We start from the raw sequence: 23,291 nt of genomic DNA, 5'->3' as shown, positions 1-23,291 counted from the left end.
GAGGGGGGGTTTCCACCATAACCCTTCGTAAGTGATGCTGCGTGCATTGGCGCGAGACAATTACTCTCCGGAGTCGGCTGACGACGCCCAGATGACCCCGGAAGCCATGATTCATGGGTGGCCGATGGCCGGAACACAGCCAAATCCCAGGGGAATCGGGTGGTTTACCGAGGGAAGCAGAGGTTTTGACGCGACTTGGGCGTCACCCGGGAGGGCGTCCGCAGGTCCCCCTGACGGGCTAACCGGCCGGTGAACGCCGGCTTGACGCGGGCGGCACCGTGCAGCCCCCTCCACTGCGCGGTGCCGCACCCGCAGCTTTGCTGGCGCGAATTGCGCGCCCTCGAACTTACGCGAGGTCGACTGTGAATGCGAACCAGTCGCGATAACGATGTGGAAACCCCGTGGAGGCCGGGGGCGTTCTGCGGAAGAGTGCACCGGAATGCACCTTTCGCTTTGCCCGGAGGGCCGCGGACGACCGACCGGAGTACGCCGGAATGCGCTACGGCGAACACTCCTCGATCTCTCCGCCCGCGCACACCCCGGCGCACCGGGCGACGGTTCCCGGCCAATTCTCCGCGCGGCGCCGCCGGGCGGGTCTCAGGGGCGGCGGGCCTCGATGAGATGTCGGGTGCTGTGGGCCACGAAGGGGCCCTCGGTCGTGATCCGCTCGTGCAGGGCTCGCAGCCGGGGCTCGTAGGCCGGAACGGTGAAGCCCGGCACCATCCACACCACCTTGCGCAGGAAGTGGACGACGGCCGCGATGTCGTGGAACTCGACGCGCAGCCGCTCCGCGCGCAGGCCGACGACCTCCAGACCGGCCGCCTCGGCCCCGGCCCGCTCACGGTCGGGATGCCGCGCGCTGCTCTCCGCGTCCGGCTGCGGCCCGAGGAAGAACTCGACCAGTTCGAAGACGCTGCGCGGGCCGACATGCTGGGCGAAGTACGTCCCGCCGGGCCGCAGCACCCGCGCGATCTCCTCCCACAGCGGCCTGACGGGGTGACGGCTGGAGACGAGGTCGAAGACGGCGTCCGCGAACGGCAGCGGGGCGTCCTCCGGCGAGGAGACGACCACGACACCGCGCGGCCGCAGCAGATCGGTGGCCTTCGCGACGTTCGCCGGCCAGCCCTCGGTCGCGACGGCGAGGAGGGGCACGCTCCCGGCCCGCCCGAGGGCGAAGTCCAGGACCTCTCCTCCCCCGGTCTGGACGTCCAGCGCGGCGGTCGCGCCGGCCAGCCGCCGGCCCAGCGACACCGCGTACCCCCACGAGGGCCGTGCCTCCGTAGCCCGCCCCTCGAACCACGAGAAGTCCCATCCCTCGGTGGGCACGGCGGCGCCCTCGGCGAGGAGGTCCTCGAAGGTGGGGGCGGGGCCGGGGCCGGGGGGCTGATGGGCGGTCATGGAGGGATCGTGGCAGAGGGGAGGGAACGGGCGCCGGTCATTTTCCCGCGGGGAACGTCTCGACCGAGACCCGCGCCCCCGCCCGCACCCCCCACTCCGTCAGGGCGCCCGCCTCGGCCTCCAGGACGTGCCGGGCCCGCGGGCGTGGCAGGCCCAGACGGCCGGGGCGCATCGTGCGGACGGCCAGGACCGTGAGGTCGCGGGCCAGATAGGCGACGTCGATGGGGATGCGCATACCGAAGGTGTGGACCCCGGAAGCGGGGGAGAGCAGCAGCACGCCGTCGACGCCGTCCCGGCCCAGCAGGCCCTTCGTACGGGCCCGGTAGGAGGCGGCGATCTCCAGCGGGATCCGGATGACGCCCCCGTCCTCCACACCCTCCCCGCCCACGACCAGTTCGCCGCGCCCGTCCCGCCACCGCCCCATGTCCCACCTCTCGTATCCTGTCCGGCCTACCCTCTTCCCCGTGCCGCGAAAAATCGTGCTGATGATGTCGATGTCCCTCGACGGGTACATCGAGGGCCCCGGACAGGACATCTCCTGGCATCGCGTCGACGAGGAAGTCCACCAGTACTTCAACGACGTGATCCGTGAAATGGGCGGCCTGCTCAGCGGCCGTACCACCTACGAACTCATGGCCGGCTACTGGCCGACCGCCGACGCCGACCCGGACGTCTCCCCCACGTCCGCCGAGTTCGCCGGCATCTGGCGGGACATCCCGAAGACCGTGTACTCGCGGACCCTGCAACACGCCGAGTGGAACACCACGATCGTGCGGGACGTCGTCCCCGAGGAGGTCGAGGCCCTGAAGGCACAGCCGGGCGGCGACCTGGGCCTGGGCGGGGCCGCCCTCTCCGCCGCCTTCCTCCGCCACGGTCTCGTCGACGGGATCCACCTCTGCGTCCACCCCGTCCTCGTCGGCGGCGGCACCCCCCTCTTCCCGCCCGCCGACACCCACACCGCGCTCCACCTCACCGAGTCCCGCACCTTCGGCAACGGTGTCGTGCTGCTGCGCTACGACATCCTGCGGCAGGCGGACAGCCCCTAGTGCCGCGGCACTAGCTCGCGGTCCTCGGGAAGGTGACCTCCACCCGGCGGTTCTTCTTGCGGCCCTCCTCCGTGGAGTTGTCGGCGATCGGGTACTGCTCGCCGTAGCCGCGCACCTCGAAGGTGATGTCCGGGTTGTTCAGGTCGCCGGCGAGTTCGGCCTGGACGGCGTCGGCGCGCTGCTTCGACAGGACGTCACCGTGGGCGGAGGAACCGAGGTTGTCCGTGAAGCCGAAGACACGGACCAGGTTGGTGTTCTGCTTCTTGATCTCGTCGGCGATCACCGCGATACGGGCCTGCGCGTCCGCGCCGAGCTTCGCGCTGTCCTTGCCGAAGAGGACCTCCGCCTGCAGGGCGAACGTCACGTCCGCGTTGGTGTCCTCACGGCGTTCGTCGCCCGACTGGTCCTCCACGACCTGCTTGATGTCCAGCACCTTGGGCTCGGCCAGGGTGCCGCCCTGGGGAAGCTTGAGGTCGGGGTCGTTCGGGTCCACCTCGACCGGGGCGGTGGCGGTGGGTTCGGTGCCCGGGGGGACGCTGGGGGCGGTGTCGTCGGCACGGGACGCGGGAGCGGTGCCGAGGATCACGAGGGTGGCTGTGGCCACGGCCAGCGTGAGACGTGGGGTCATGACCGGCCTCACCCGGAGATCTTGATGACCGCGCTGGGAAACAGCGGGAGCTGGAAGGTGACGTCGGTGGAGCTGGCGGGGGGTGCGGGGAACTGGAGGAAGACGTCGATCGATTCCCCCGCCTTCAGGGTGGAGAAGCCGGTGGTGGTGAGGGGCCGGCCGTCTGTGTCGCGGAGGACGTAGTAGCGCTTCTTGCTCTTGGAGTCGACGAGAGTGGCTCCGCCGAGGGAGCGGCCGTTGTTCATGATCTCGGTTTCGTTGCCGCTCAGCGCGGACGGGATCGTGGCCATCTCCCCGCCGTCGTTCTTCAGGGCACCGTTCACGGTGACGAAGCCGCCTGAGTCGCGCACCGCGGAGGTGATCTGGAGAAGCAGGCCGCCGGGGCCCTTCAGTTCGGCGATCGGCTCCTCGGACTCCCCTTCCTGCGTGTTCGGTTGCGATCCACCACCGGACTTGGATGCCGACGACGTGTTCTGCGGCTTCTTGTCGTCGTCACCCCCGCCCCCGCAGCCGGCCGCGCCGAGGGCCAGCCCGGCCACGAGGGTCAGCGCGACCGTCCCCCTGCGGGCTTTCGCAGTGAATCGCATGTTCATCACTCTGCTTCCTTCTTCAGCCGGTGGTCAGGTGGACGTCGAAGAGGTCCTCGGGCCCGGGCAGATCGGTCAGGTCCTCCGGGTCCAGTTGCCAGTCCTCCCCGTCGTCGCACGTGAGCGTCGGCAGTACGGCGTCCTCGGGGTCCTCGGGGTCCTCGGGGTCCTCGCCCGGCAGTTCGAACGTGCACAGCGGCTCTACCACGGCGGTGGCGGACGCATGTGCCCTTGTGGTGCTCGTGACGGGGATGACGGACTCCCCCGCCGACTTGTTCGCGTGGACCCTGACGGTGGTGCGGAGGCCGTCCACGCAGTCGTCCACACTGGCGTCGTTCTGCGCGGCGAGCTCGGAGGCGCGCCAGCACGAGGGTTCCAGACTCACGTCACCGTCGAAGATCTGCTGCCACTTCGTCGGGTCGAGCACGTCCGCGACCCACTCGCCCGCGAGTTGGTCCCTCGTCTCCTGGGCCGCCGCCAGCGCGGCCGCGTCGGCGGCGGTCTGGGCGCCGTTCCGGTTGACCGCCGCCTGGCCCACCGCGAAGTACGCGAACGCGAGAAAGAGCAGGCCCGCCACCACCGTGATGTAGATGGGGAAAGCCTGCCCGGCGTCGCGGTGCCCGTGAGATCGGGTCAGGGAGCCACCTTGCCGATCTGGGTGGTGAGCTTGTCCACGATCGTCTGGCCCAGGTTCGTGTTCGCGATCAGCACCACGATCGCCACCACCACCGCGATGATCCCCAGGTACTCCACCGCGGTCTGCCCACGGTCGCCGGCGGCGCGGCGCCTTACCGCCTCCGTCACCCGGACCTTGGCCGCGACGGCGGTCCTCAGCAGCAGGTCGCTCATGGCGTTCCTCTCGGTTTGAGGCATTGGCATGAGGAACGTATGCCGTGGCGGGTGCTGCGGACGAGGGCCCGTGGGCCCAATTTCCCAGCCATTTCGCCACCGCCTCCGCGCGGCTGCTGCTGTGCAGCTTGGCGAAGATGCGGTTGATGTGGTTCTTGACGGTCTTTTCGCTGATGAAGCAGGCGGCGGCGATCTGCTGGTTGTTCAGACCCGACGCGATGAGGTCCATGATCTCCGCCTCCCTCCCGCTGAGCCCGAACCCGGCCCTGTGTCCCGGCACCGGCGCTGGCGCCGACAGCGAAGACTGTCCCACATTTGGTTGCAGTTGCGAAAGCGAGTGCGCGAAAGTCGCTGGAAATAAGCCTGTTGGGGCAATGTCCATGTGTGCAGTCGCACCGATATGATTGCCTCTTGAGACATCGCCGACCGCTGACGTCAGTTCCTCCACCGTGAACTCGCCGTGCACCAGGTAGCCGCGCGCGCCCAGGCGCAGCGCTTCCTGGACGGTCGAGGAGTCATGGCTGTACGTCAGCATGAGGACCGAGGTGATGCGGGCCAGGTGCGGGAGGGCCGTGAGGCCGTCCACGCCGGGCATGCGGACGTCGAGGAGGACCACGTCGGGGCGGTGGCGGACGGCCGCCTCGTAGGCCTCGCGGCCGTCCGCCGCCTCCGCCACGACGGTGATGTCCTCGCGGTTGGTGAGGATCGCGGTCAGGCCCGCGCGGACCACCGGGTTGTCGTCGGCGACCACGACCCGCACGGCTGCGTCAGGGGGTCGGTGCGACATGCGGCCTCCGCTCGGGAACAAGCGCCGCGAGGGGCAGTTCGAGTCGTACCTCGGTGCCCGGACCGTGGTCGCCGCTGGCGATGTGGATGCGGGCGCCGACACAGGCCGCCCGTTCGACCATGCCGACGAGGCCGAAGTGCCCGGTGCGGCGGAGGTGGTCGAGGGTGGTGCCGGGCGGGAGGCCGCGGCCGTCGTCGTGGATGGAGAGCGTGAGCTGTTCGTCGTGGACGCCCGCGCAGACCTCCACCGACGTGGGGGCCGCGTGCCGGCGGGCGTTCTCCATGGCCTCCGCGGTGATGGTGAGGAGCTGGCGGGCCACGGCGGGCGGCACCGGGAGGGTCGTACGGTCGCCGGTGGGACGGTAGGTGACGGGCAGGCCGGTGCGGGACGCGAAGTCGCTGGTGCGGGCCTTCAGTTCGGGCAGGACGTCCACGCCCGCGGGCGGGTCCGACTCGCGGCGCAGGTCGGTGAGGAGTTCGCGGGACTCGGCGGCGGCGCGGCGGGCGGAACGGGCGAGGAGTTCCGCCTGCCGTCGGACCGCGGCGGGGTCGAGGTCCGCCGAGGAGGCCAGGGCGTCCGCGGTCAGCGCGACTCCGTGCAGGGTCTTGGCGACCGAGTCGTGCATCTCGCGGGCGAGACGGGCGCGTTCGGCGGCCACCGCCTCGGCGACCGCGAGGCGGGCCCGGACGGCGGTCAGGGTCTGGGTGGCCTCGCCGAAGCGGAGCATGAGGCCGCGCAGGGTCGAGCCGACCGCGCCCGTGATGACGCAGAAACCGGGGAGGAGGAGGCGTTCGGCGACGCTCGTGCCCGGGCCCGCCACCAGCGTGGCCTGCACCAGGAGCAGGATCAGCGACTGGAGGGAGGCGAAGCAGGCCGCGCCGCGCCAGCCGTAGACGATGCCGGCGAGGAGCGGGGTGCAGACACTGACGTAGGCGAGGGTGGTGTCGGGGCCGGCGGAGATCAGCAGGAGCGTGCCGAGGACGGTGTCCGCCGCGAGGAGGGCGGGATGGCGCAGGAGGAGGGGGCCGAAGCGTTCCCAGTCGCGGAACAGGACGTAGGAGCCCATGAAGGTGACGACGACGGCCGCGCCGACCAGGCGGGTGCCCAGGCCGGGGGATGCGTTGAGGAGGGCGACGGGGGCGGCCACCGCGATCATCGCGAGACGGAAGCCGAAGACCTGGCGGCACATCGCCTGGAGGGCGTTGACCTGGAGACGCATGGTGTCCGCGGTTGCCGTCATCGGTGCCCCCTAGTCCCCGGTGATCGAGCTGAAGTCGGTGCCGGAGCCGAGGAGCATGCCCGCGCCGAGCAGCAGCATCGTCGCCGGGACCATGAACGTCGTGATCATCAGCGTGGCCTTGGGGACCGCGCGGGCGGCCTTGCGGCGGGCGTTCTGGGCGTCCGTGCGGCGCATGTCCTTGGCGATGGCGACGAGTGTGTCGACGATCGGCGCGCCCAGTTCCTCGCCCTGCTGGAGGGCGGTGACGAACATGGCGACCTGCTCGGAGTCGTTACGGCGGCGCAGCTCCTCGAAGGCCTCGCGGCGGCTCATGCCCAGGTCCATCTGGCGGAGGGTGATGCGGATCTCGTCCGCCCAGGGGCCCTCGTACTTGGACGAGACCCGGTCGAGGGCCTGGCGGAAGCCGAGGCCGGCGCTGACGACGACGGCGAGGACGTCGAGGAAGTCGGGCAGGGTGCGTTCGATGGCGTCCTTGCGGACCCGGATCGCCGACCAGATGCCGACCTCCGACCAGAAGGCGGCGAAGGCCAGCATGAGGAGGGCGATGAAGAAGCTGCCCTGAAGGAGGGCGGCGAGGGCGCCGAGGCCGCCGATCGCGCCGTAGACCGCGCGGCGGGCGGCGTAGCGGTCGATGGTCAGGCCGCCCGGGTTGCCCGCGAGGTCGATCCGGCGCCGGTAGCGGGCCACCTGTTTGGGGCCCATCAGGCGCAGCACGGCGGGCGCGTAGCGCATGCCGAGGCGGTCGACGAGCGAGCCCACGGCGCTGGTGCGGGTGGCGCCGACCTCCAGGGCCAGTACCAGGTCGCTGGGGAGTTTCGCCTCGGCCCGGTACATGCGGATCCCGGCGAAGACGCCCCACACGCTGAGGCCCATGGCGAGGGCGAGCAGGAGTTCCATGCTGGTGCGTCCCTCCTCAGACGTCGATCCGCGACATGCGGCGGATGAGGACGAAGCCGACGGCGTAGAGGGCGAAGGCGACGATCACACAGGCCTGGCCGATCGCCGACCCGGTCATCCGTTCCAGCGTTCCCGAGCTGACGCTGTCCATGAGGAACAGGGCGCCGACGCCCAGCACCGGCACGGCGTACGAGGTCATGTTGACCTGGGACAGCTGGGTGCGCACCTCGCGCCTGGTCTCCTTGCGCTCCTCCAGGGTCTCGGTGAGGTTGCGCAGCGCGCCGACGACCTGGCCGCCCGCCCGGTTGGAGAGGACGAGCGTGGTGACGAGGACGACGAGTTCGCGGGAGGGGAGCCGGTCGGCGAGTTCACCGAGGGCGTCGTCCATGGAGTGGCCGACCGCCAACTGGTTGGCCACCTTGCCGAGTTCCTCGCCGGCCGGGGCCTCGAGCTCCTCCGCCGCCATGCCGATGGCGGTGCGCAGGGCGAGGCCGGCGTGGGTGGCGTTGGCCAGGATGCGGGCCAGTTCGGGGAGTTGGTTGATGAACTTCTCGATGCGTTTCTGGCGCTGCCAGTTGAGGAACTGCAGGGCGGCCCAGATGCCGAGGAGTCCGGCGAGCGGGCCGAAGAAGGGGGCCAGCACCGCCTGGCCGACCAGCCACAGGCCCGCCACCGTGGCGATCATGTAGACGAAGAACTCGCCCGGGGTGATGTCCAGCCCGGTCGCCGCCAGCTTGAGTTCGAGCTTGCGGCCCAGGGGCGTACGGCGCAGGCGACGATCCAGGTCGCGGAAGCGGCGGCGGCGCCCGCTCAGGGGAACCTGGCCGGTGTATGACAGCCGTTCCACGAGTGCGGCCCGCTGGGCGCGGCCCTTGGCGTAGACGTGGACGCCCGCGACGGCCAGGGTGCAGGTCAGCAGGGCCACACCGGTGGTGAGGGTGATGAGGGTGTCGAGGTCCATGGCTGCTACCGCGCTTCCCGTGTGGTCAGTTCGAGTGCGTCGCGCGCGACCCCGAACGCCTGCGGGATCGGCTGGCTCGCCATGTACAGGCGGTCGGCGGTGCGGCGCGGGAGGGGGAAGTACTCGAAGGCGCCGTGGACGAGGCCGTCGGCGGTCATCGGCTGGGCGTTGAAGCGGGCGATCGTCGCGAGCCGGAAGGGTTCCGAGCCGTGGCTGTCGAGCAGGGCGATCTCGGTGATCCGCCGGGCGCCGTCGGCGAACCGGGTGAGCTGGACGAGCACGTCGACGGCGCTGTTGATCTGGTCGTGCAGCGCGACGAACGGGATCTCCACGTCGGACATGGACGCCAGGGTCTGCAGCCGCATCAGCGCGTCCTCCGCGCTGTTGGCGTGGACGGTGGCGAGCGAGCCGTCGTGGCCGGTGGACATCGCCTGGAGCATGTCGAGCGACTCGCCGCCGCGGACCTCGCCGACCACGATCCGGTCGGGGCGCATCCGCAGCGAGTTGCGGACCAGGTCGCGGATGGTGATCCGGCCGTTGCCCTCGACGTTCGGCGGCCGGGACTCCAGCCGGATCACGTGCGACTGCTGGAGCTGGAGTTCGGCCGAGTCCTCGATGGTGATGATGCGTTCGCCTTCCGGGATCAGTCCGGAGAGGGCGTTGAGCAGGGTCGTCTTGCCGGTGCCGGTCGCACCCGACACGATCACGTTGAACTTCGCCTGCACCAGCCCCGCCAGCAGGTACAGCATGGGCTCGTCGAGCGAGCCGAAGCCGATGAGCTCGTTGAGGGTGAAGGAGCGCGGGAAGCGGCGGATGGTGAGGATCGGGCCGGTGAGGGAGAGCGGCGGGATGATCACGTTGACGCGCTCGCCGGACGGGAGGCGGGCGTCCACCATCGGGTTCGTCTCGTCGACACGGCGGTTGACGGTCGACACGATCCGCTCGATCGTCTGCATGAGCTGGTCGTTGGAGGCGAACCGGAGCGGAAGCTGCTCCACCCTCCCCGCCCGCTCGACGAAGATCGCGTCCGGGCCGTTCACCATGATCTCCGTGATGGACGCGTCCTCGAGCAGCGGCTCCAGGATGCCGAGGCCGAGTGCCTCGTCGACCACCCGCCGGATCAGCTGCGAGCGCTCCACGGTCGACAGCACCGGGCCCTCACGGCTGATGATGTGCCCGAGGACACGCTCGAGCCGCGCCCGGCGCTCGGCGGCCGCCAGCGAACTCATCTCGGCGAGGTCGATCTCCTCGAGCAGCTTGGACCGGTAGGAGGAGACCAGGAGGCCGTCCTCGCCCCGGCCGCCCTGCTCCTCGGGGGTGGTGATGCGTGCCCGCAGGCTCATGGCTTCGCCGCCTTCCTTCAGTGGTCGACCGGCATCGTGGCCGTCTTGCGGGCGGTGCCGAAGCTTCCGATGCCGGGGATGACCGACGGGATGGTGACACTGGAGGTGACCTGCACCTCGTCGCCCAGGTCGGCGCTCACGCACCCCGCGTCCAGCCAACTGCTCACCGCCCGGGCGCAGTCCGCCTGGTAGTCCTCGCGGAGCGACGCGCTGCGCGCCCCGGTCCTGGCCGCCGTCCCCGCCTGCTGGGCGGCGTACGCGATCAGTCCGAGCTGGACGGCTCCCAGCGCGACCAGCAGCAACAGCGGCAGGAATCCCAGGTACTCCAGCGCCACCTGCCCCCGGTCGCCGCGCCTGCGCAGTCCGTACCGCATCTCAGTCGCCGTCCTCTTCCTCTACGGCACCGGCGTGGCCGTACACCGGGAACGGGAAGTCGATCAGGCCCGGGAACAGGACGGGGACGTGCAGGGTGACCTCGGCCGTCACATAGCCAGTGCCGCCGCAGCTCACGCTCGCGTTTCCTTTCCACGCGTCCCCCAGCTTGTCAAGGCCCGCCTGTTCGCAGACCCCCTGCCGCTCCCCCGGCGGCGCCGCCGTCCCCGCCCGCACCGCCTCGTCGGCAGCATTCCCCGCGAGCGTGAACGTGTATCCCACAAGTACGAACTGCCACACCAGGACCAGGGTCACGATGATCAGCGGCGTCATGCCGAGGAACTCGATCGTGACCTGCCCGCGGTCCCCGCGCACCCGGCTCCTCACGGCCTCACTCCTTCCGCCGCCGGAAACCGACCGCGCCCCGGTCCGCGCCCCGGCCCCGGCCGCCCCGCCGTACGACGGCCCCCTCCGGCACCTTCACCAGGCCCAGTTCCGCGGCGAGCGCCCACAGGGCCTGGCGGACGGTGCTCTTGCCGTCGAGGGCGTGGACCCGGCCGGCGTCGACCGCGGCCTGCAGTTCACGGAAGTTGGCGGGGATCACGGTGGCGGCGACGGCCGTGCCGGTGATCCGCTGGACGAGCTGCGGCTGGATCTCCGTGCCGCGGGAGTGGCGGTTGACGACGACGGTCGTCTCCTCGGCCTTGCGGACCTGGAGCCGGTCCCACATGCGGACGGTGCGTTTGGCGCCCCGGACCGCGACCACGTCCGGGGTGGTGACGAGCAGGGCCCGGTCGGCCATCTCCACGGCGGCCGCGCCCGCGCCGCTGAGCTGGGCACCGCAGTCGACGATCACGACCTCGTAGCGGGAGCGCAGGGCGCTGAGGATCTGGCGGACGGCGCGGTCGGTGACCTCCTCGCCGCGTTCGCCCTCGCCGGGGGCGAGGAGGAGGGCCACTCCGGTGTCGTGGCGGAAGACGGCCTCGGCGAGGATGCGGGGCGAGATGTCGGCGATGGCGGCGAGGTCGACGACCGAGCGGCGGAACTGGACGTCCAGGTAGGAGGCGATGTCGCCGGCCTGCAGGTCGAGGTCGACCAGGGCGGTGGGGCGGCCGGAGGCCTGGGCGGCGAGGGCGATCTGGACGGCGGCCAGGGTCGCGCCGACGCCCCCCTTGGCGCCGCTGACGGTGACGACCGTGCCTCCCACTCCGGTGAACACTTCGGACCCGTGGCCCAGATGACGTCGTACCCCCACGGACCACTGGGCGACGGACTGGACGCGGTTCGCCAGCTCCTCGTAGCTCAGCGGGAGCGTGACCAGGCCGCGGGCGCCGGAGTCCATGGCGGCCTGGAAGAGACCGGGGCCCACGTCCGTGGTGACGAGGATGACGCCGACCGCCGGAAAGCGCAGGGCGACCTCGCGGACCAGTTCGAGGGCCGGTACGGGGCCGATGCGTTCATGGACGACGACGACCTCGGGGAGTTCGTCGACCGACTCGGCGGCGAGCCGGGCGAGGGTGTCGACGAGCTGGGTGGAGTCGCCGACCGGGGTGACCGGTTCGGCGTCGGGGAGCTGGCTGAGGAGGGTGGTGAGGGAGCGGACCGCGTCCGCGTCGCCGACGGCCGGGAGGATCCTCGTGGGCATGGGCGGCGGCCTCTCACTTGTCCGTGGCGAGTTCGTACGTACGGTCCCGTTCGGGGACCGTGGTGTCACCGCCGGGGGCGACGAGGGCGAGGCGGACCCGCTTGGCGAAGGACTCGGCGTAGGTGATGCGCTGGGCGTCGAGCGTGGAGAGCGCGAAGGTGATGGGGACCACCTGGGTCGTCGACCGGTCCCGTTCGCTCGCGTCGGGGTCGAGGACGGGCAGCTTGCCGACGTCGATGACGCGGGCGTTCGTCACGATGATCTTCGACTGGTCGGGATCGCTCTCCCGGGCGCCCTCGAAGGTGGCGTAGACGTTGACGGAGAAGCCCGGCTTGATCTTGCCCGCCACCCCGGTCGCCGCGTCGATCATGATGGCGACCTCCTGCTGCCCCGGCTGGAGGGCGGGCTGGTCGACGATCATGTCGTCCTGGAGCAGGGAGCCCTTCTTCAGCGTGGTCACGGCGATCTTGCCGCGGATCGTGGCGAGATCGGTGACCGCGTTCTCCGACAGCCAGCGCTCGGGCATCTCGATCTTCTTGAACTGGCCCGCGGTGAGGGGCGTGTACGGCGCCACGTCGGACCGCAGCTCGTACGCGGCGACCTCGGGGCCGACCTCGGACTTGACGTCGTCTATGACGGAGAGGACGCCGGCGAAGGCCGCGAGGGCGCACAACACCGACAGGAGCAGGAGAATCACGCCGCGGCGCTGACGGGAGTTCATGAACCGTGCAACCTCGTTGGGGGTCGGGTCGAGCGGGGACGAACGGAAGCGGTACTAGCCGCCCGTGGTCAGGGCGCGGACGGGGCGGGCGGTGAGTTCGGAGGCGGGCGGCGGGGTGGCGCAGCAGAAGACGCAGCGGTCGCCGATGACGTCGATGCCGCACCAGTGGCAGACGGTCTGCCGGACCGAGGCGACGAGTTGGTACAGGACCGAGAGGTCCGGCAGGTAGGCGCAGAACTCGATCAGCTTCGGGGTGCCCCACCAGTCGGCGGACTCGGCGGGCGCCTCGGTCTCCCTGAGTCCCTGGACCCGCCAGGAGGGGGCGAGGGTTCCGGTGACCCAGTCGGACTGCAGCTGTCCGCGCCCGACGAGCATCCAGGTGCCGAACTCGGGGCCGGGGAGGACGGCTCCGGGTACGGCCTTCGTCAACTCGGGCTGCGGATGGGCGAGCACACCGAACTGACTGCCCGGAACCCACGACCTGGCATGCGACTTCAGCCCGACGACGGGGACGCGGTCGAGGCGGGCGACGGACCCGAGGAGCGCGCCGGCGTGGATGTAGTGGGTGAGCAGCCGGGCCGCCGAGGCGAGCACGCCGGGCCCGAGGTCGCAGGAGGCGAGCTGGCGCAGCTGGCGGGCGAGGACGGCGACCGCGAGCGGGGGCAGATCGGGCCGGTGGAGCGCGATCCGGTCGCTCTCCAGCAGCGACCGGATGGTGTGCAGCCGCTGCTCCACGGCGGGCGGGGTCGCCCGCGAGTACACGACGATCACATGCCCGTACTGCTCGACGAGCGACTGCACGGCGGCCAACGCCTGTTCGAGCGGCTGCCGGTCGAGGCCGGCGAGCACGGCCGCAGGCAGGGTCCGTTCGTCCTGTGGCGGCAGCGCCAGGTCGGCGCCGGTCACGGCAATGGCTGTTGGCACACGCAGCTCCCCGATTCCCGCGGTCCGGCCCACCGGCGTTGCGTTACTCCGGCGCACCGAGGTGACTTCATTGCGTGACTACCTCAGCACTGTAACCACGCCCCTGTGGCCGGAGAACAGCTTTCCGTAGCTGGTAAGGAACTGTTCTTCGCGCAAGTCGCAGCAAAACGGGGCAGGTTACGCACCGCCGAGCTCCACCGGCCTTCCACAAGCGGACCTCTTGACAAGCGAATTGGTCTGGACCAACGTATTGTCATGTCCCCTAACAAACACAAGTCCCGGCACGAACACCGGCTACGACTGTGGTCGGGAGCGGTGGTCGCCGCTCTCGCCCTCTCCCTGGCGGGCGCGGCTCAGGCGTCCGCCGCGGACATCGACAACGCGAAGAACGCCGGATTCGAGTCCGGCCTGACCGACTGGACCTGCTCGGCGGGCAGCGGCACGACGGTCTCCTCCCCCGTGCACGGCGGCGCGGCCGCGCTGAAGGCGACCCCGGCCGGCCTGGACTACGCCCAGTGCACCCAGTCGGTGGCGGTACAGCCCAACTCGACGTACACGCTCGGCGCCTGGGTCCAGGGTGGCTACAGCTACCTGGGCGTGACCGGCACGGGCACCACGGACGTGTCGACCTGGACCCCCGACTCCTCGACCTGGAAACAACTGTCGACCACCTTCACCACGGGGTCGTCGACCACGTCCGTCACGGTCTACACCCACGGCTGGTACGGCCAGCCGCCGTACTACGCGGACGACGTCTCGGTCTACGGCCCCGACGGCGGCGGAGGCGGCGACACGACCCCGACGGTCCCGCCCGCACCGGCGGGTCTGGCCGTCTCCGGTACGACGTCCTCCTCCGTCTCCCTCTCCTGGTCCCCGGTGTCGAACGCGACGTCCTACAACGTCTACCGGGCCGGCACGAAGGTCACCTCGGTGACCGGCGCCTCGGCCACCGTCACCGGGCTCGCGGCGTCCACGTCGTACTCCTTCCAGGTGACGGCGGCGAACGCGGCGGGCGAGTCGCCGAAGTCGACGGCGGTCACGGGCACGACGACGGCCACGTCGAACAGCTCTCTGCCGAAGCACGCGGTGACCGGCTACTGGCAGAACTTCAACAACGGCGCGACGGTCCAGCGCATCTCGGACGTCCCGTCCCAGTACGACATCATCGCGGTGGCCTTCGCCGACGCGACGACCACTCCGGGCGCGGTGACCTTCAACCTCGACTCGGCCGGCCTCGGCGGCTACACGGTGGACCAGTTCAAGGCCGACATCAGGGCGAAGCAGGCGGCCGGCAAGAAGGTGATCGTCTCGGTCGGCGGCCAGAACGGCACGGTGTCGGTCAACGACCCGACGTCGGCGGCCAACTTCGCGAACTCGCTCTACACCCTCATGCAGACGTACGGCTTCGACGGCGTCGACATCGACCTGGAGAACGGCCTCGACGCGACGTACATGACCCAGGCGCTGCGGTCGCTGTCCTCGAAGGCGGGCTCTTCGCTCGTACTGACGATGGCCCCCCAGACGATCGACATGCAGTCGACCTCGAACACCTACTTCCAGACCGCGCTGAACGTGAAGGACATCCTCACCGTCGTCAACATGCAGTACTACAACAGCGGTTCGATGCTGGGCTGCGACGGCAAGGTGTACTCGCAGGGCTCGGTGGACTTCCTCACCGCCCTGGCCTGCATCCAGCTGGAGGGCGGCCTGTCCCCGTCCCAGGTGGGCCTGGGCCTCCCGGCCTCGACGAGCGGCGCGGGCAGCGGGTACGTGTCGCCGTCCGTGGTGAACAACGCCCTGGACTGCCTGACGAAGGGCACCGGCTGCGGCTCCTTCAAACCTTCGAAGACGTACCCCGACCTGCGAGGCGCGATGACCTGGTCCACGAACTGGGACGCGACGGCGGGCAACGCGTGGTCGTCGACGGTAGGACCACACGTGCACGCGCTGCCGTGAGACCCAGGGCTTAACCCCGTGGGCGAACGCCCGGCCCCGACACTCCCGGGGCCGGGCGTTCGCGAAGCCGCCGCTTTCGTCGAGGTCAGCGGCTTGTCACCGTCGTACGCCTGGGCGGCGGGCACGGTGACGCCGGGGGCGGGTTCGGCGGCCGCGGAGGCCACCGGAACGGTCAGCGAGACGCCGACGGCGAGGACGCGGCGGTGGTCGGCCGTCGCGGGTTCATCAGCTCGCAGACGCGGGTCAGATCGTCGGAGCCACCGGAGCGGCCATGTCCTGCTTGGCCTGGGCTTCGTCCTTCTCCACCTGATCCTTCTGACCCTCGCCCTCTCCGCGGTCCTCCGACAGGGCTTCTCCACGCCGCCGAGCCGGGCGAGTCGGAAGGGGAAGGCGAGGCCGCCACCACGTCTCCCGCCTGACACCCGACGCCCTCGCCATCCGTCACGCGGTAGTGCGCGGTGGGTGACGCCACCGGTGCCCGGTCCATCCAGGTCGACCACGACCCGTCGGGCGACACCTCCCACGACACGACCGCCACCTACACCCCGTTCGCGGCAGGCGCGGGTCCGGCCCACGCCGTCGCCCAGGTCAGCAAGGTCACCACCGGTGACGCGGCAGCCAACACGACGAATTCCTACACCTACGACGCCGCCGGAAACGCCCGCACCCGCACCACGCGGGCGGGCACCGACACCCTCACCTACAACGACGAGGGCGACCTCGCCGAGCTGTCCTCGACCGGCACGAGCGGCGACACGACGTACCTCTACGACGCCGACGGCACCCTGCTGCTGCGCCGCAGCCCCGACGCCACCACCCTCTACACCGGCGACGAGGAGATCACCCTCGACAAGGGCGCCGGCAGCGCGGACGGTGTGCGCTACATCTCCCTCGCCGGCGAGACCGTCGCCACCCACTCGTCCGACGGCAAGTTCACCTATCTGATCCCCGACCGCCAGGGCACCGGCACCCTCGCCGTCGACTCCCAGACCCAGCAGGTCACCCGCCGCCAGTACAAGCCCTTCGGCGAGTCACGCGACCAGTCGGGCACCTGGACCGCCGGACAGCGCGGCTTCGTCGGCGGCACCGAGGACGACAACACCGGCCTCACCAACCTCGGCGCCCGTGAATACGACCCAACGATCGGCCGCTTCCTCAGCCCCGATCCCCTCCTCGACCCCGGCGCCCCGCAGTCCTGGAACGCCTACGACTACGCCGACGACACCCCGGTCACCACCTCCGACCCCAGCGGCGACTGCGCCGACATCGACTGCCCGACCCGCAACTGCGCCTACTGCCTCAACTACACGCCCGGCAATTCGGTCTCCACCCACGCATCGATCCAGGACCACCCCGGCTCGGGCAGCACCCCCAACAACACCAAGTCCTACGCCAAGCGCTACCAGGCCGAGGTCAGCAACAGCACGGCCCACGCCCAGGCCGAGGAACGGGCCCTGCAACGGCAGAAAGCAACAGCCGACGCAGCGGCGGCGGCCGCCAAGAAACAGGCGTCCGGCTTCAAACACCAGATGCTCAGTCTCATCGCGGACGTCATCGGCCTCACCGACGCCTACAACTGCTTCACCAAGGGCGACGTCATGGGCTGCGTCAACACAGCGCTGACCGCCGTCCCCTGGGGCAAGGTCTTCAAGGCCATCAAGGTCGGTGTCGAGGCCTTCAAGATCTGGCGCGCCCTCGACCGGGCCTACACGGCAGTCAAGGACGCGGAGGAGGCCGCCAAGGTCGCCGACGACGCCCTGGCGGCGGAGCGCGCGATCGTCGAGGCGGAGAAGGCCGAGGGCGCCGGAGCCGAGGCCGCGAGCTGCGTGGTGCACAGCTTCGTCCCGTCCACCGAGGTCCGCCTGGCCGACGGCTCGTCCAAACCCATCAGCAACATCAAGGCCGGCGACACGGTCCTGGCGACCGACCCGCAGACCGGGGTCACCGCTCCGGAAAAGGTCCAGAACGTCATCGTCACCACGACCGACAAGGACTTCACCACCCTCACCCTGGACACGACCCCTGTCCGAGGCCCTCCCTCCTCCCAAACCCTCACCACCACCTGGCACCACCCCTTCTGGGACCCCACCCACCACCGCTGGACCGACGCCCACGATCTGACACCGGGCACAAAGCTCCGCCAGCCGGACGGCACGACGGTCACGGTGACCGGAGTCCGCAACTTCCACCAGGCGGGGGTTACTTACGACCTCACGGTCGGGACGCTGCACACGTACTATGTGCTGGCGGGTGCAATCCCGGTCCTCGTTCACAACTGTGATGAGCAGATATATGAGGCAGGGGGAAAGCACGGGTCTGAGGCACGGAGTAGTTCGCGTGGTGAAAACAGTGCTGAGCCTCAGGACGGACAAGGGGCGCTGGACAACTCCGTACAGATCAAACCCACATCTCCGCGCCGGGTGGGAGTTGATCCGTCCAACGGAGACACCGTGATCCTGGACCGGACTGGCGTGGTCCCCTGCGGTTGCACAACGCCTGGCGGAACCAACGAGATCTTCCACGGGCATGTGCGGACGAACATGGGAACAGACCCAGGCATGGCGAAGGCGCAGTCGGTATTGCGTAAGGGAATCAAGGCAGGACTGATTAAGGTTCCGTGATGGATCGAGAAAAACTGGAGCTAGAAAAATGGCGGGCAGCTTTGATGTCCGACCTTAGGAGTTCGGATATTGAGATGTCTACCAGAGCGCTGCTGGCGATGACATACGATGATCCGGACCGCAAGCGGGTCGAGGCCGTCCTGCTCGAATGTCTATCTCGTGAAACTGATCCGCAGATTAGAGCTCTGGCTGTGACCTGCATGGGGCACGTAGGAAGAATCCATAAAGTTGTAAGTGCCGATGTCGTCAATCGGCTTGAAGAATTGCTCGACGACCCCACGCTGGGTGGCCTGGCCGAAGACGCCCTCGGTGATATTGCGGCCTTCGCCAGGGAAAATTTGAAGAAAGGCTGACCGCCTAATTGAGTTCGCGTGAAAAAGCTGGCGCACAATCGAATGCCGTGGAGCCAGTCGTGAAGTAACCAACAATGCTCGCCTGGCATCCAGACCCGCGGTGAGCCTGGTGATCACGTCCTGGAAGACCTGGCACGCGACGAGGGCATCGGACTATTTCGGCGGGACGCACACATGTTCACGTAAATGATGAGCCTTGGGCAGACCCCGATCTAAGGGGCGAGTTCGAAGTGCTGATTGAAGGACCCGTGCAAGGCAACCCGTATCCGGTTTGGAGGCCGCGATGACCGTGCAGTCGATCACTAGGCGAAGGGTAGCTCAGCTGATTGCGCAGGCTGGCGTGGATGCTCCTGCACAGATTGTCGAGCAATTGACGCAGGCGCTCTTCGGAGATCCGGATGCCGATATCGAGGTCACATTACCCCATGCAAGCGAGCTGCTGGAAATCTACAGATACAGGTTTGAGTCGCTGCCGAAGTTTCGGAAATCGCGGGTTGGGTGGAATTCTCTGTTCCATGCTCTGAGTCGAGCCGAAGGGCGAGTCGGTCTGCTGTCGATAATCACCGGACCTTGGCGCGTGATCGCTATTCTGGATGGGGCAGCAGAGTCCGTCCTGGCGTGTCTGATTAGGGATCCAAGCCAAGATGCGGGGTCAGCGAAATAGGCGACATCGCGTTCTAGTGACGGTCCGTGGATTAGCCAGATTTGGCGTGTAGAAATGTGCAGCGACCCCCGTCTGCTCGACGGCAGTAGCGACGGCAACACCGGCGGACTTCAGCGCACATGCACGGACGGGGAATGGCTGTCAAATCGGAGCTTGACCAGCGAATTTGCAGCTGACGGAGATTCCGCCCGCACACGTACTATGTGCTGGCGGGGGCCACGCCGATCTTGGTGCACAATTGCAACGACGATGTGGCGAAGATCGCAACCCACGTTGAACCTCGCCACATTGACGGTGGACATTTGGTCGACGAAACATCGAGTCTCTTCGATGACGACGTCGATTTGGAGAATCTGGCCGCCCGGTCCAAGAGTGCTGTAGGGAAGTATCACGCTGACAGTCATTCGATCCGAACAGTCATCGAAGCTCCTGATTTCATCGGGCAGACCGAAATGGGAGTGCGGACCGAAGGTCTACACCGTCATACGTGATGCGGATACCTTGAAGCTGAAGACCATGCATCCGGGGCTTCCTAGAGATATACGAGGGTATTGAGCGATGGCGCTGAAGATGCAGGTGAGGGGCGGAGACGGTGCAGTACTGTCCCCACTGATCTCGCTCGGAAGTATCAATCCGCTACTCCAGGGGATCGACCGTGAGCGCTTTCCCCTCCTGGGACACATTGATCCGTATGGAGATACAATCTTCAATTCTCTTCAAGTTCGTTCACTCATGAAGGAATTGAATTCCTGGTCGCCGGGAGCGGTGGCCGTTGAGGCTCCCCTCGGCCGATTGGTCGAGTACTGCAAATTCACCCTCGCAGATGCTCATAGATATCTTTGGATTTTCGGAGATTGATATTCAAGCCCTGGAAAAGATGAATCAGGTGGCCTGATCGCTCCTGACGGCAGTAGTTGACGGCAACGGCGGCGGACTGCAGGTGGCCGATCCGGTGAGCGCGGTGGCCGTTTCGGCCATGGTCTCTGCCGACGTATTCAAGAAGATGGTCGCACGAAGGGCTCGAAGGGCGACTGGGAGAGGCGAGTGAGTGTGATCACGGCGAGGGCCGCGGAAATCGTTGAGCAGTTCGGCCGGGATGGAGCACTCACCCCGGAAAACCTGGCCCTGGCGGACTTCGGAGTATGGGAACGGCAGAGCCCCGGGATGGTGGTTGTGGTGGCTGGTTCGATCGCAGCCGTGGAGGACCCGGCTTTCGCCGAGCAGGCGACGGGGGCCGGGCACGAGGTACTGACCACCATCCTGAGCGGTGACGTCTACAACGCTCTGGCCCAGTCCGAGGCGGGCGCCCCGTTCCGCTGGGAGGACTGGCTGGGCTGGCTGTGGGCGTTCGTCCACCGTCCCGGCGCGGCGCCGGATGCTCTCGAGGTGCTGCTCGCGGACGCCGCAGAAGTATGGGAAGAGATCGTGGCGGAACTCGCTCTTCCCCGGGTCAGAAACGGCGATGCCGGCCCATGGGATGTTTCCGAGACGCCGATGCCCGCAGACACTGAGCGCACCGACTACGGCGTGCTGAAGGTCCCCCGCCTGCCCGGTATGGAGACGCAGCCGCTGCGCTCCGGGGACCGCATCACCGGCGTTACCCTCGTGTTCGGCGGGCATGCGCTCGGTTTGCGGGTGTTTCGGATTCCGGGCGGCTCCGACTGGGGCACGATGCGCCCGGAGATCATCGAGGAGATCCGACACGAAGGAGGACGCGCCGAGAACGGTGAAAGCCGCTTCGGTGCGGAAATCCTGGCCGAGATTCCCGTCGTCCGGAATGGGCAACGGGTGCTCCAACCGACGCGGATCATCGGATGCGACGGCCCGGGATGGCTGCTGCGCGGTACGCTCGCCGGGCCTACGGCACTGGCCGAAGCCGTCGATCCACGAGTCCATCACCTCTTCACCCAGACCGTCGTCGACCTCCCGGCGCCAGACGGCCGGGAAGCCACGAGCCAGGAGTTCGAACCAGTCGACGTGCACTGGCCATGGGAGTAGCCCGGCACGAACGGCTGACCCCGAAACGCGGCCGCCGTCCGGAGCTGGACCACCATGTGGAGGCCTGCGACGGCGCAGTCGGCGGTCGAACTCGGACTGCATCGCCGATCTGCTGAGCTTCGGCCCTGAGTCGCTGCACGAGCGGGCACTCTGGACCCACGTAAGTGGTGGCTTTCTGCTCAGACGGCGGGGTAGGCCGATGGCCGCGTACGCCGCCGCCGCGAGCCCGGCGGAGAGAGGCTCGTCTCATCTGGTCAAGCGGTGACAGCCACCGGGCTGTGCACCGCCCCCGTGCCGTAGGCCGTCGCGCTCGCCCTCGGCAGCGTCGCCCACATCCGGGTCCCGCCGCCGGGCTCGCGTGACTCGCCGAAGCCCCAGTCGCCTTCGCAGGAGCGGCAGACGCAGGCCAGGATGCGCAGGGCCGCTCGGCGGCGGGTGTCGCAGGCGGCGGCGAGGTTCGGTTGGGTGTGGCGGGGGTGGCTGTCGTAGGCGATCACTCGGAGGGTGTCGGCTCGGTAGCGGAGGGAGAGGTAGAAGTCGGGGGACTCGGTGAACTGGGCGGCCACTGCTGTCAGTTCACCTACGGCTTGCAGCGCCGGGTCCAGCATGTCGTGCAGACCGTGGAGTTTGAGGGCCTCTCGTGTCGCCGCCCGTGCAAGGGAGGGGCTGGCCAGGGCAGCGGGGAGCGTGAGGCTGTAGGAGAGGGTTTCGGGGAAGGGCGGCGTGAAGTCGGCAGGGAACTTGGGGGCGAGGGGACAGAGGGGCATGGGCATGGGAAATCCTTGTGTGGGTGGGCAGGCGTTGGCAGTCGGTGGCTCGTCGGGCAGGCTCGCGCGATGCACTGCTGACTGCTCTGTGTAGCTTTTGCATCACCGAATGTAGAGCATGCAGGGTTATGTTGCCCCAATTTCAGGGGAACACAGGCACCGATAGGGTGACTCCGGCTTTGTGAGGAGGGAAGCGCATGGCCGCGAGGGCGTCTGCGACCGAGCGTCAGAAGAGGCTTGGGGCGGAGGTACGGAGGATGCGCACCGCCGCGGGTATGACCGGGGAGTACGCCGCGGGACTGCTCGGCGTGGACCGCGGCAAGATCTCCAACATCGAGTCGGGTACCCGTGCCATCAGCGCCGAGCGGCTACGCACACTGGCCTGCAACTGCGACTGTGACGACCAGGCATACGTCGACGCCCTGGTGGATATGGCCCAACCCGCCGAGCGAGGTTGGTGGGAGCGGTATCGGGGCAGTTTGCCGGCCGGGATCCTCGACATCGCCGAGTTGGAACATCACGCCGTACGGATCCGCAGCGTGCACCTGATCCACATGCCGGGGCTGCTGCAGTCCAGCGACCACGCCCAGGCCGTCTTCAAGGCCGCACTCCCGCCGCTGCCCCAGCACGAGGTGGCCCTACGGCTCGCCCACCGGCTGGAGCGGCAGCGGGTTCTGGACGGCAACGCACCCACCGAGTACGTCGGGATACTGCACGAGGCCGCGCTGCGCATGCAGTTTGGTGGCCGCAAGGTCGCGCGGGGGCAGTTGGAGCATCTGCTTGCCACCTCTGAGCGGCCATGCGTGACGCTGCGTGTGATTCCCTTCGAGGCGGGTTCGTTCCCCGGTGCCGGGCAGACCGTCGTCTATCTGGAGGGGCCGGTGCCTCTGCTGGACACCGTTCAGGTCGACAGCACGCACGGGCCGGAATTCCTGTACCAGGAAGCCCAGTTGTCCAAGTACCGCACGCAACTGGACTGGATGGAGGAACGTGCGCTCTCACCCGAAGAGTCGTACGGCTTCATCCAGGACATCGCCATCCAGCTCTGAGGAGACGACCGTGCCCGACATCACCTGGGAAGAGCCCTTCTGTGCCGAGGGATCGGCCTGCTTCCGCCTCGGCACCGACCCCAACGGCAACGCCTACATCGCCATAGCCGGCGCCGAGGACTCCTATCTCAGCGACTCCCGGGAAGCGCTCCGGACCATGATCCGGGACATCAAAGCGGGGAAGGCCGATCACTTGCTCTGACCCCGCAGCATGCGGGCGCACCAGCCGATGACCGCCGCGTTGCACAGGGCTCCGAAGGCGATCGCCGCGACGGTCATCGTGACGTGGTCGGGGAGGAAGAGCAGGATCAGGCTGGCCGGGGCCGTGGCGAGGAGGGGGATGACTCCCGCCATGGACTCGCCCGAGTCGTCCGTCGCCGTCACCACCAGCGCCCAGATCAGCAGCGCCGCGCAGACCGCGAGGTAGGCGAGGGCGAAGACGTCGGTGAGGGCGTGCCGCAGGCGGGCCGGACCTGTCACGAGGG

At 68.8% G+C, this 23,291-nt stretch carries 25 protein-coding genes and 1 pseudogene; 8 read left to right on the top strand and 18 right to left on the bottom strand.

The window, feature by feature from the left end:
- Positions 1 to 597: 597 nt before the first annotated feature.
- On the bottom strand, positions 598 to 1,398 hold the full coding sequence (locus ABT057_RS11980; protein ID WP_352342499.1) for a class I SAM-dependent methyltransferase: 801 nt from the start codon (positions 1,396 to 1,398) through the stop codon (positions 598 to 600).
- 37 nt (positions 1,399 to 1,435) lie between these two features.
- Positions 1,436 to 1,822 (bottom strand): DUF192 domain-containing protein, encoded by a 387-nt coding sequence (locus ABT057_RS11975; RefSeq protein ID WP_352342497.1) that lies wholly within the window; start codon positions 1,820 to 1,822, stop codon positions 1,436 to 1,438.
- On the opposite strand from ABT057_RS11975, the gene ABT057_RS11970 reads away from it, so the two are divergent.
- Complete coding sequence (locus ABT057_RS11970; RefSeq protein ID WP_352342495.1) at positions 1,821 to 2,444, top strand: dihydrofolate reductase family protein; 624 nt, start codon at positions 1,821 to 1,823, stop codon at positions 2,442 to 2,444. The genes ABT057_RS11975 and ABT057_RS11970 overlap by 2 nt on opposite strands.
- Positions 2,445 to 2,454: 10 nt before the next feature.
- On the opposite strand, the gene ABT057_RS11965 is transcribed toward ABT057_RS11970, so the two are convergent.
- From ABT057_RS11965 to ABT057_RS11900, 14 genes and pseudogenes are all read right to left on the bottom strand, one after another.
- Entirely contained in the window at positions 2,455 to 3,072 is a 618-nt protein-coding gene (locus tag ABT057_RS11965) for an OmpA family protein (protein ID WP_352342494.1), read from the bottom strand.
- A gap of 8 nt (positions 3,073 to 3,080) precedes the next feature.
- On the bottom strand, positions 3,081 to 3,665 hold the full coding sequence (locus tag ABT057_RS11960) for a hypothetical protein (RefSeq protein WP_352342492.1): 585 nt from the start codon (positions 3,663 to 3,665) through the stop codon (positions 3,081 to 3,083).
- Between the two features lie 16 nt (positions 3,666 to 3,681).
- The gene (locus ABT057_RS11955; protein WP_502973867.1) at positions 3,682 to 4,296 is read right to left on the bottom strand and encodes a pilus assembly protein TadG-related protein; all 615 of its coding nucleotides are present in this window, start codon (positions 4,294 to 4,296) and stop codon (positions 3,682 to 3,684) included.
- A complete protein-coding gene (locus ABT057_RS11950) occupies positions 4,293 to 4,508 on the bottom strand; it encodes a Flp family type IVb pilin (RefSeq protein ID WP_352342533.1) in 216 nt (71 codons plus the stop codon). The genes ABT057_RS11955 and ABT057_RS11950 overlap by 4 nt, the downstream gene beginning before the upstream one ends.
- An 82-nt stretch (positions 4,509 to 4,590) precedes the next feature.
- Positions 4,591 to 5,316: pseudogene (locus ABT057_RS11945) on the bottom strand (response regulator); the annotation flags it as partial.
- On the bottom strand, positions 5,276 to 6,535 hold the full coding sequence (locus ABT057_RS11940) for a sensor histidine kinase (protein WP_352342490.1): 1,260 nt from the start codon (positions 6,533 to 6,535) through the stop codon (positions 5,276 to 5,278). The gene ABT057_RS11940 and the pseudogene ABT057_RS11945, both read right to left, overlap by 41 nt.
- Before the next feature lie 9 nt (positions 6,536 to 6,544).
- The gene (locus tag ABT057_RS11935) at positions 6,545 to 7,432 is read right to left on the bottom strand and encodes a DUF5936 domain-containing protein (protein ID WP_352342489.1); all 888 of its coding nucleotides are present in this window, start codon (positions 7,430 to 7,432) and stop codon (positions 6,545 to 6,547) included.
- A gap of 16 nt (positions 7,433 to 7,448) precedes the next feature.
- Positions 7,449 to 8,393, bottom strand: a complete 945-nt coding sequence (locus tag ABT057_RS11930) for a type II secretion system F family protein (protein WP_352342487.1) — start codon at positions 8,391 to 8,393, stop codon at positions 7,449 to 7,451.
- Between the two features lie 5 nt (positions 8,394 to 8,398).
- On the bottom strand, positions 8,399 to 9,736 hold the full coding sequence (locus tag ABT057_RS11925) for a TadA family conjugal transfer-associated ATPase (protein ID WP_352342485.1): 1,338 nt from the start codon (positions 9,734 to 9,736) through the stop codon (positions 8,399 to 8,401).
- Positions 9,737 to 9,753: 17 nt separating this feature from the next.
- On the bottom strand, positions 9,754 to 10,110 hold the full coding sequence (locus tag ABT057_RS11920; protein WP_352342483.1) for a TadE/TadG family type IV pilus assembly protein: 357 nt from the start codon (positions 10,108 to 10,110) through the stop codon (positions 9,754 to 9,756).
- A gap of 1 nt (position 10,111) precedes the next feature.
- Positions 10,112 to 10,441, bottom strand: a complete 330-nt coding sequence (locus ABT057_RS11915; RefSeq protein ID WP_352342531.1) for a pilus assembly protein — start codon at positions 10,439 to 10,441, stop codon at positions 10,112 to 10,114.
- A 58-nt stretch (positions 10,442 to 10,499) separates the two neighbouring features.
- Positions 10,500 to 11,753 carry a CpaE/TadZ family protein gene (locus ABT057_RS11910; protein WP_352342481.1) on the bottom strand — a complete coding sequence of 418 codons (1,254 nt, stop codon included), beginning with the start codon at positions 11,751 to 11,753 and terminating at the stop codon, positions 10,500 to 10,502.
- Positions 11,754 to 11,766: 13 nt separating this feature from the next.
- Positions 11,767 to 12,474 (bottom strand): Flp pilus assembly protein CpaB, encoded by a 708-nt coding sequence (cpaB, locus tag ABT057_RS11905; protein WP_352342480.1) that lies wholly within the window; start codon positions 12,472 to 12,474, stop codon positions 11,767 to 11,769.
- A gap of 54 nt (positions 12,475 to 12,528) precedes the next feature.
- Positions 12,529 to 13,398 carry a hypothetical protein gene (locus ABT057_RS11900; RefSeq protein WP_352342478.1) on the bottom strand — a complete coding sequence of 290 codons (870 nt, stop codon included), beginning with the start codon at positions 13,396 to 13,398 and terminating at the stop codon, positions 12,529 to 12,531.
- A gap of 255 nt (positions 13,399 to 13,653) precedes the next feature.
- Between ABT057_RS11900 and ABT057_RS11895 the strand changes: the two genes are divergently transcribed.
- The 5 genes from ABT057_RS11895 to ABT057_RS11875 all read left to right on the top strand — a co-directional run bounded on the left by ABT057_RS11895 (position 13,654) and on the right by ABT057_RS11875 (position 20,990).
- Positions 13,654 to 15,354 carry a chitinase gene (locus ABT057_RS11895; protein ID WP_352342477.1) on the top strand — a complete coding sequence of 567 codons (1,701 nt, stop codon included), beginning with the start codon at positions 13,654 to 13,656 and terminating at the stop codon, positions 15,352 to 15,354.
- A gap of 458 nt (positions 15,355 to 15,812) precedes the next feature.
- Positions 15,813 to 17,975 (top strand): RHS repeat-associated core domain-containing protein, encoded by a 2,163-nt coding sequence (locus ABT057_RS11890; RefSeq protein WP_352342475.1) that lies wholly within the window; start codon positions 15,813 to 15,815, stop codon positions 17,973 to 17,975.
- A complete protein-coding gene (locus ABT057_RS11885) occupies positions 17,975 to 18,328 on the top strand; it encodes a hypothetical protein (protein ID WP_352342474.1) in 354 nt (117 codons plus the stop codon). The genes ABT057_RS11890 and ABT057_RS11885 overlap by 1 nt, the downstream gene beginning before the upstream one ends.
- A gap of 283 nt (positions 18,329 to 18,611) precedes the next feature.
- Complete coding sequence (locus tag ABT057_RS11880; RefSeq protein ID WP_352342472.1) at positions 18,612 to 18,992, top strand: forkhead box protein; 381 nt, start codon at positions 18,612 to 18,614, stop codon at positions 18,990 to 18,992.
- A 1,044-nt stretch (positions 18,993 to 20,036) separates the two neighbouring features.
- On the top strand, positions 20,037 to 20,990 hold the full coding sequence (locus ABT057_RS11875) for a DUF3710 domain-containing protein (RefSeq protein WP_352342470.1): 954 nt from the start codon (positions 20,037 to 20,039) through the stop codon (positions 20,988 to 20,990).
- A gap of 254 nt (positions 20,991 to 21,244) precedes the next feature.
- Here ABT057_RS11875 and ABT057_RS11870 read toward each other — a convergent pair whose 3' ends face one another.
- Positions 21,245 to 21,763: an ATP-binding protein gene (locus tag ABT057_RS11870; protein ID WP_352342468.1), complete on the bottom strand. Its 519-nt coding sequence runs from the start codon at positions 21,761 to 21,763 to the stop codon at positions 21,245 to 21,247.
- A gap of 191 nt (positions 21,764 to 21,954) precedes the next feature.
- Here ABT057_RS11870 and ABT057_RS11865 point away from each other — a divergent pair, with 191 nt between their 5' ends.
- Positions 21,955 to 22,806 (top strand): helix-turn-helix domain-containing protein, encoded by an 852-nt coding sequence (locus ABT057_RS11865; RefSeq protein WP_352342467.1) that lies wholly within the window; start codon positions 21,955 to 21,957, stop codon positions 22,804 to 22,806.
- 10 nt (positions 22,807 to 22,816) lie between these two features.
- Positions 22,817 to 23,008 carry a hypothetical protein gene (locus ABT057_RS11860; RefSeq protein ID WP_352342466.1) on the top strand — a complete coding sequence of 64 codons (192 nt, stop codon included), beginning with the start codon at positions 22,817 to 22,819 and terminating at the stop codon, positions 23,006 to 23,008.
- Here ABT057_RS11860 and ABT057_RS11855 read toward each other — a convergent pair.
- A complete protein-coding gene (locus ABT057_RS11855) occupies positions 22,996 to 23,286 on the bottom strand; it encodes an SCO4225 family membrane protein (RefSeq protein ID WP_352342465.1) in 291 nt (96 codons plus the stop codon). The genes ABT057_RS11860 and ABT057_RS11855 overlap by 13 nt on opposite strands.
- Positions 23,287 to 23,291 lie beyond the last annotated feature (5 nt).

It is taken from the genome of Streptomyces sp. NPDC002588, from assembly GCF_040295925.1.
Taxonomy (GTDB): Bacteria; Actinomycetota; Actinomycetes; order Streptomycetales; family Streptomycetaceae; genus Streptomyces.
The sequence above is the reverse complement of the archived record's forward strand: the minus strand, read 5'-3'. Positions and strand labels throughout refer to the sequence as shown.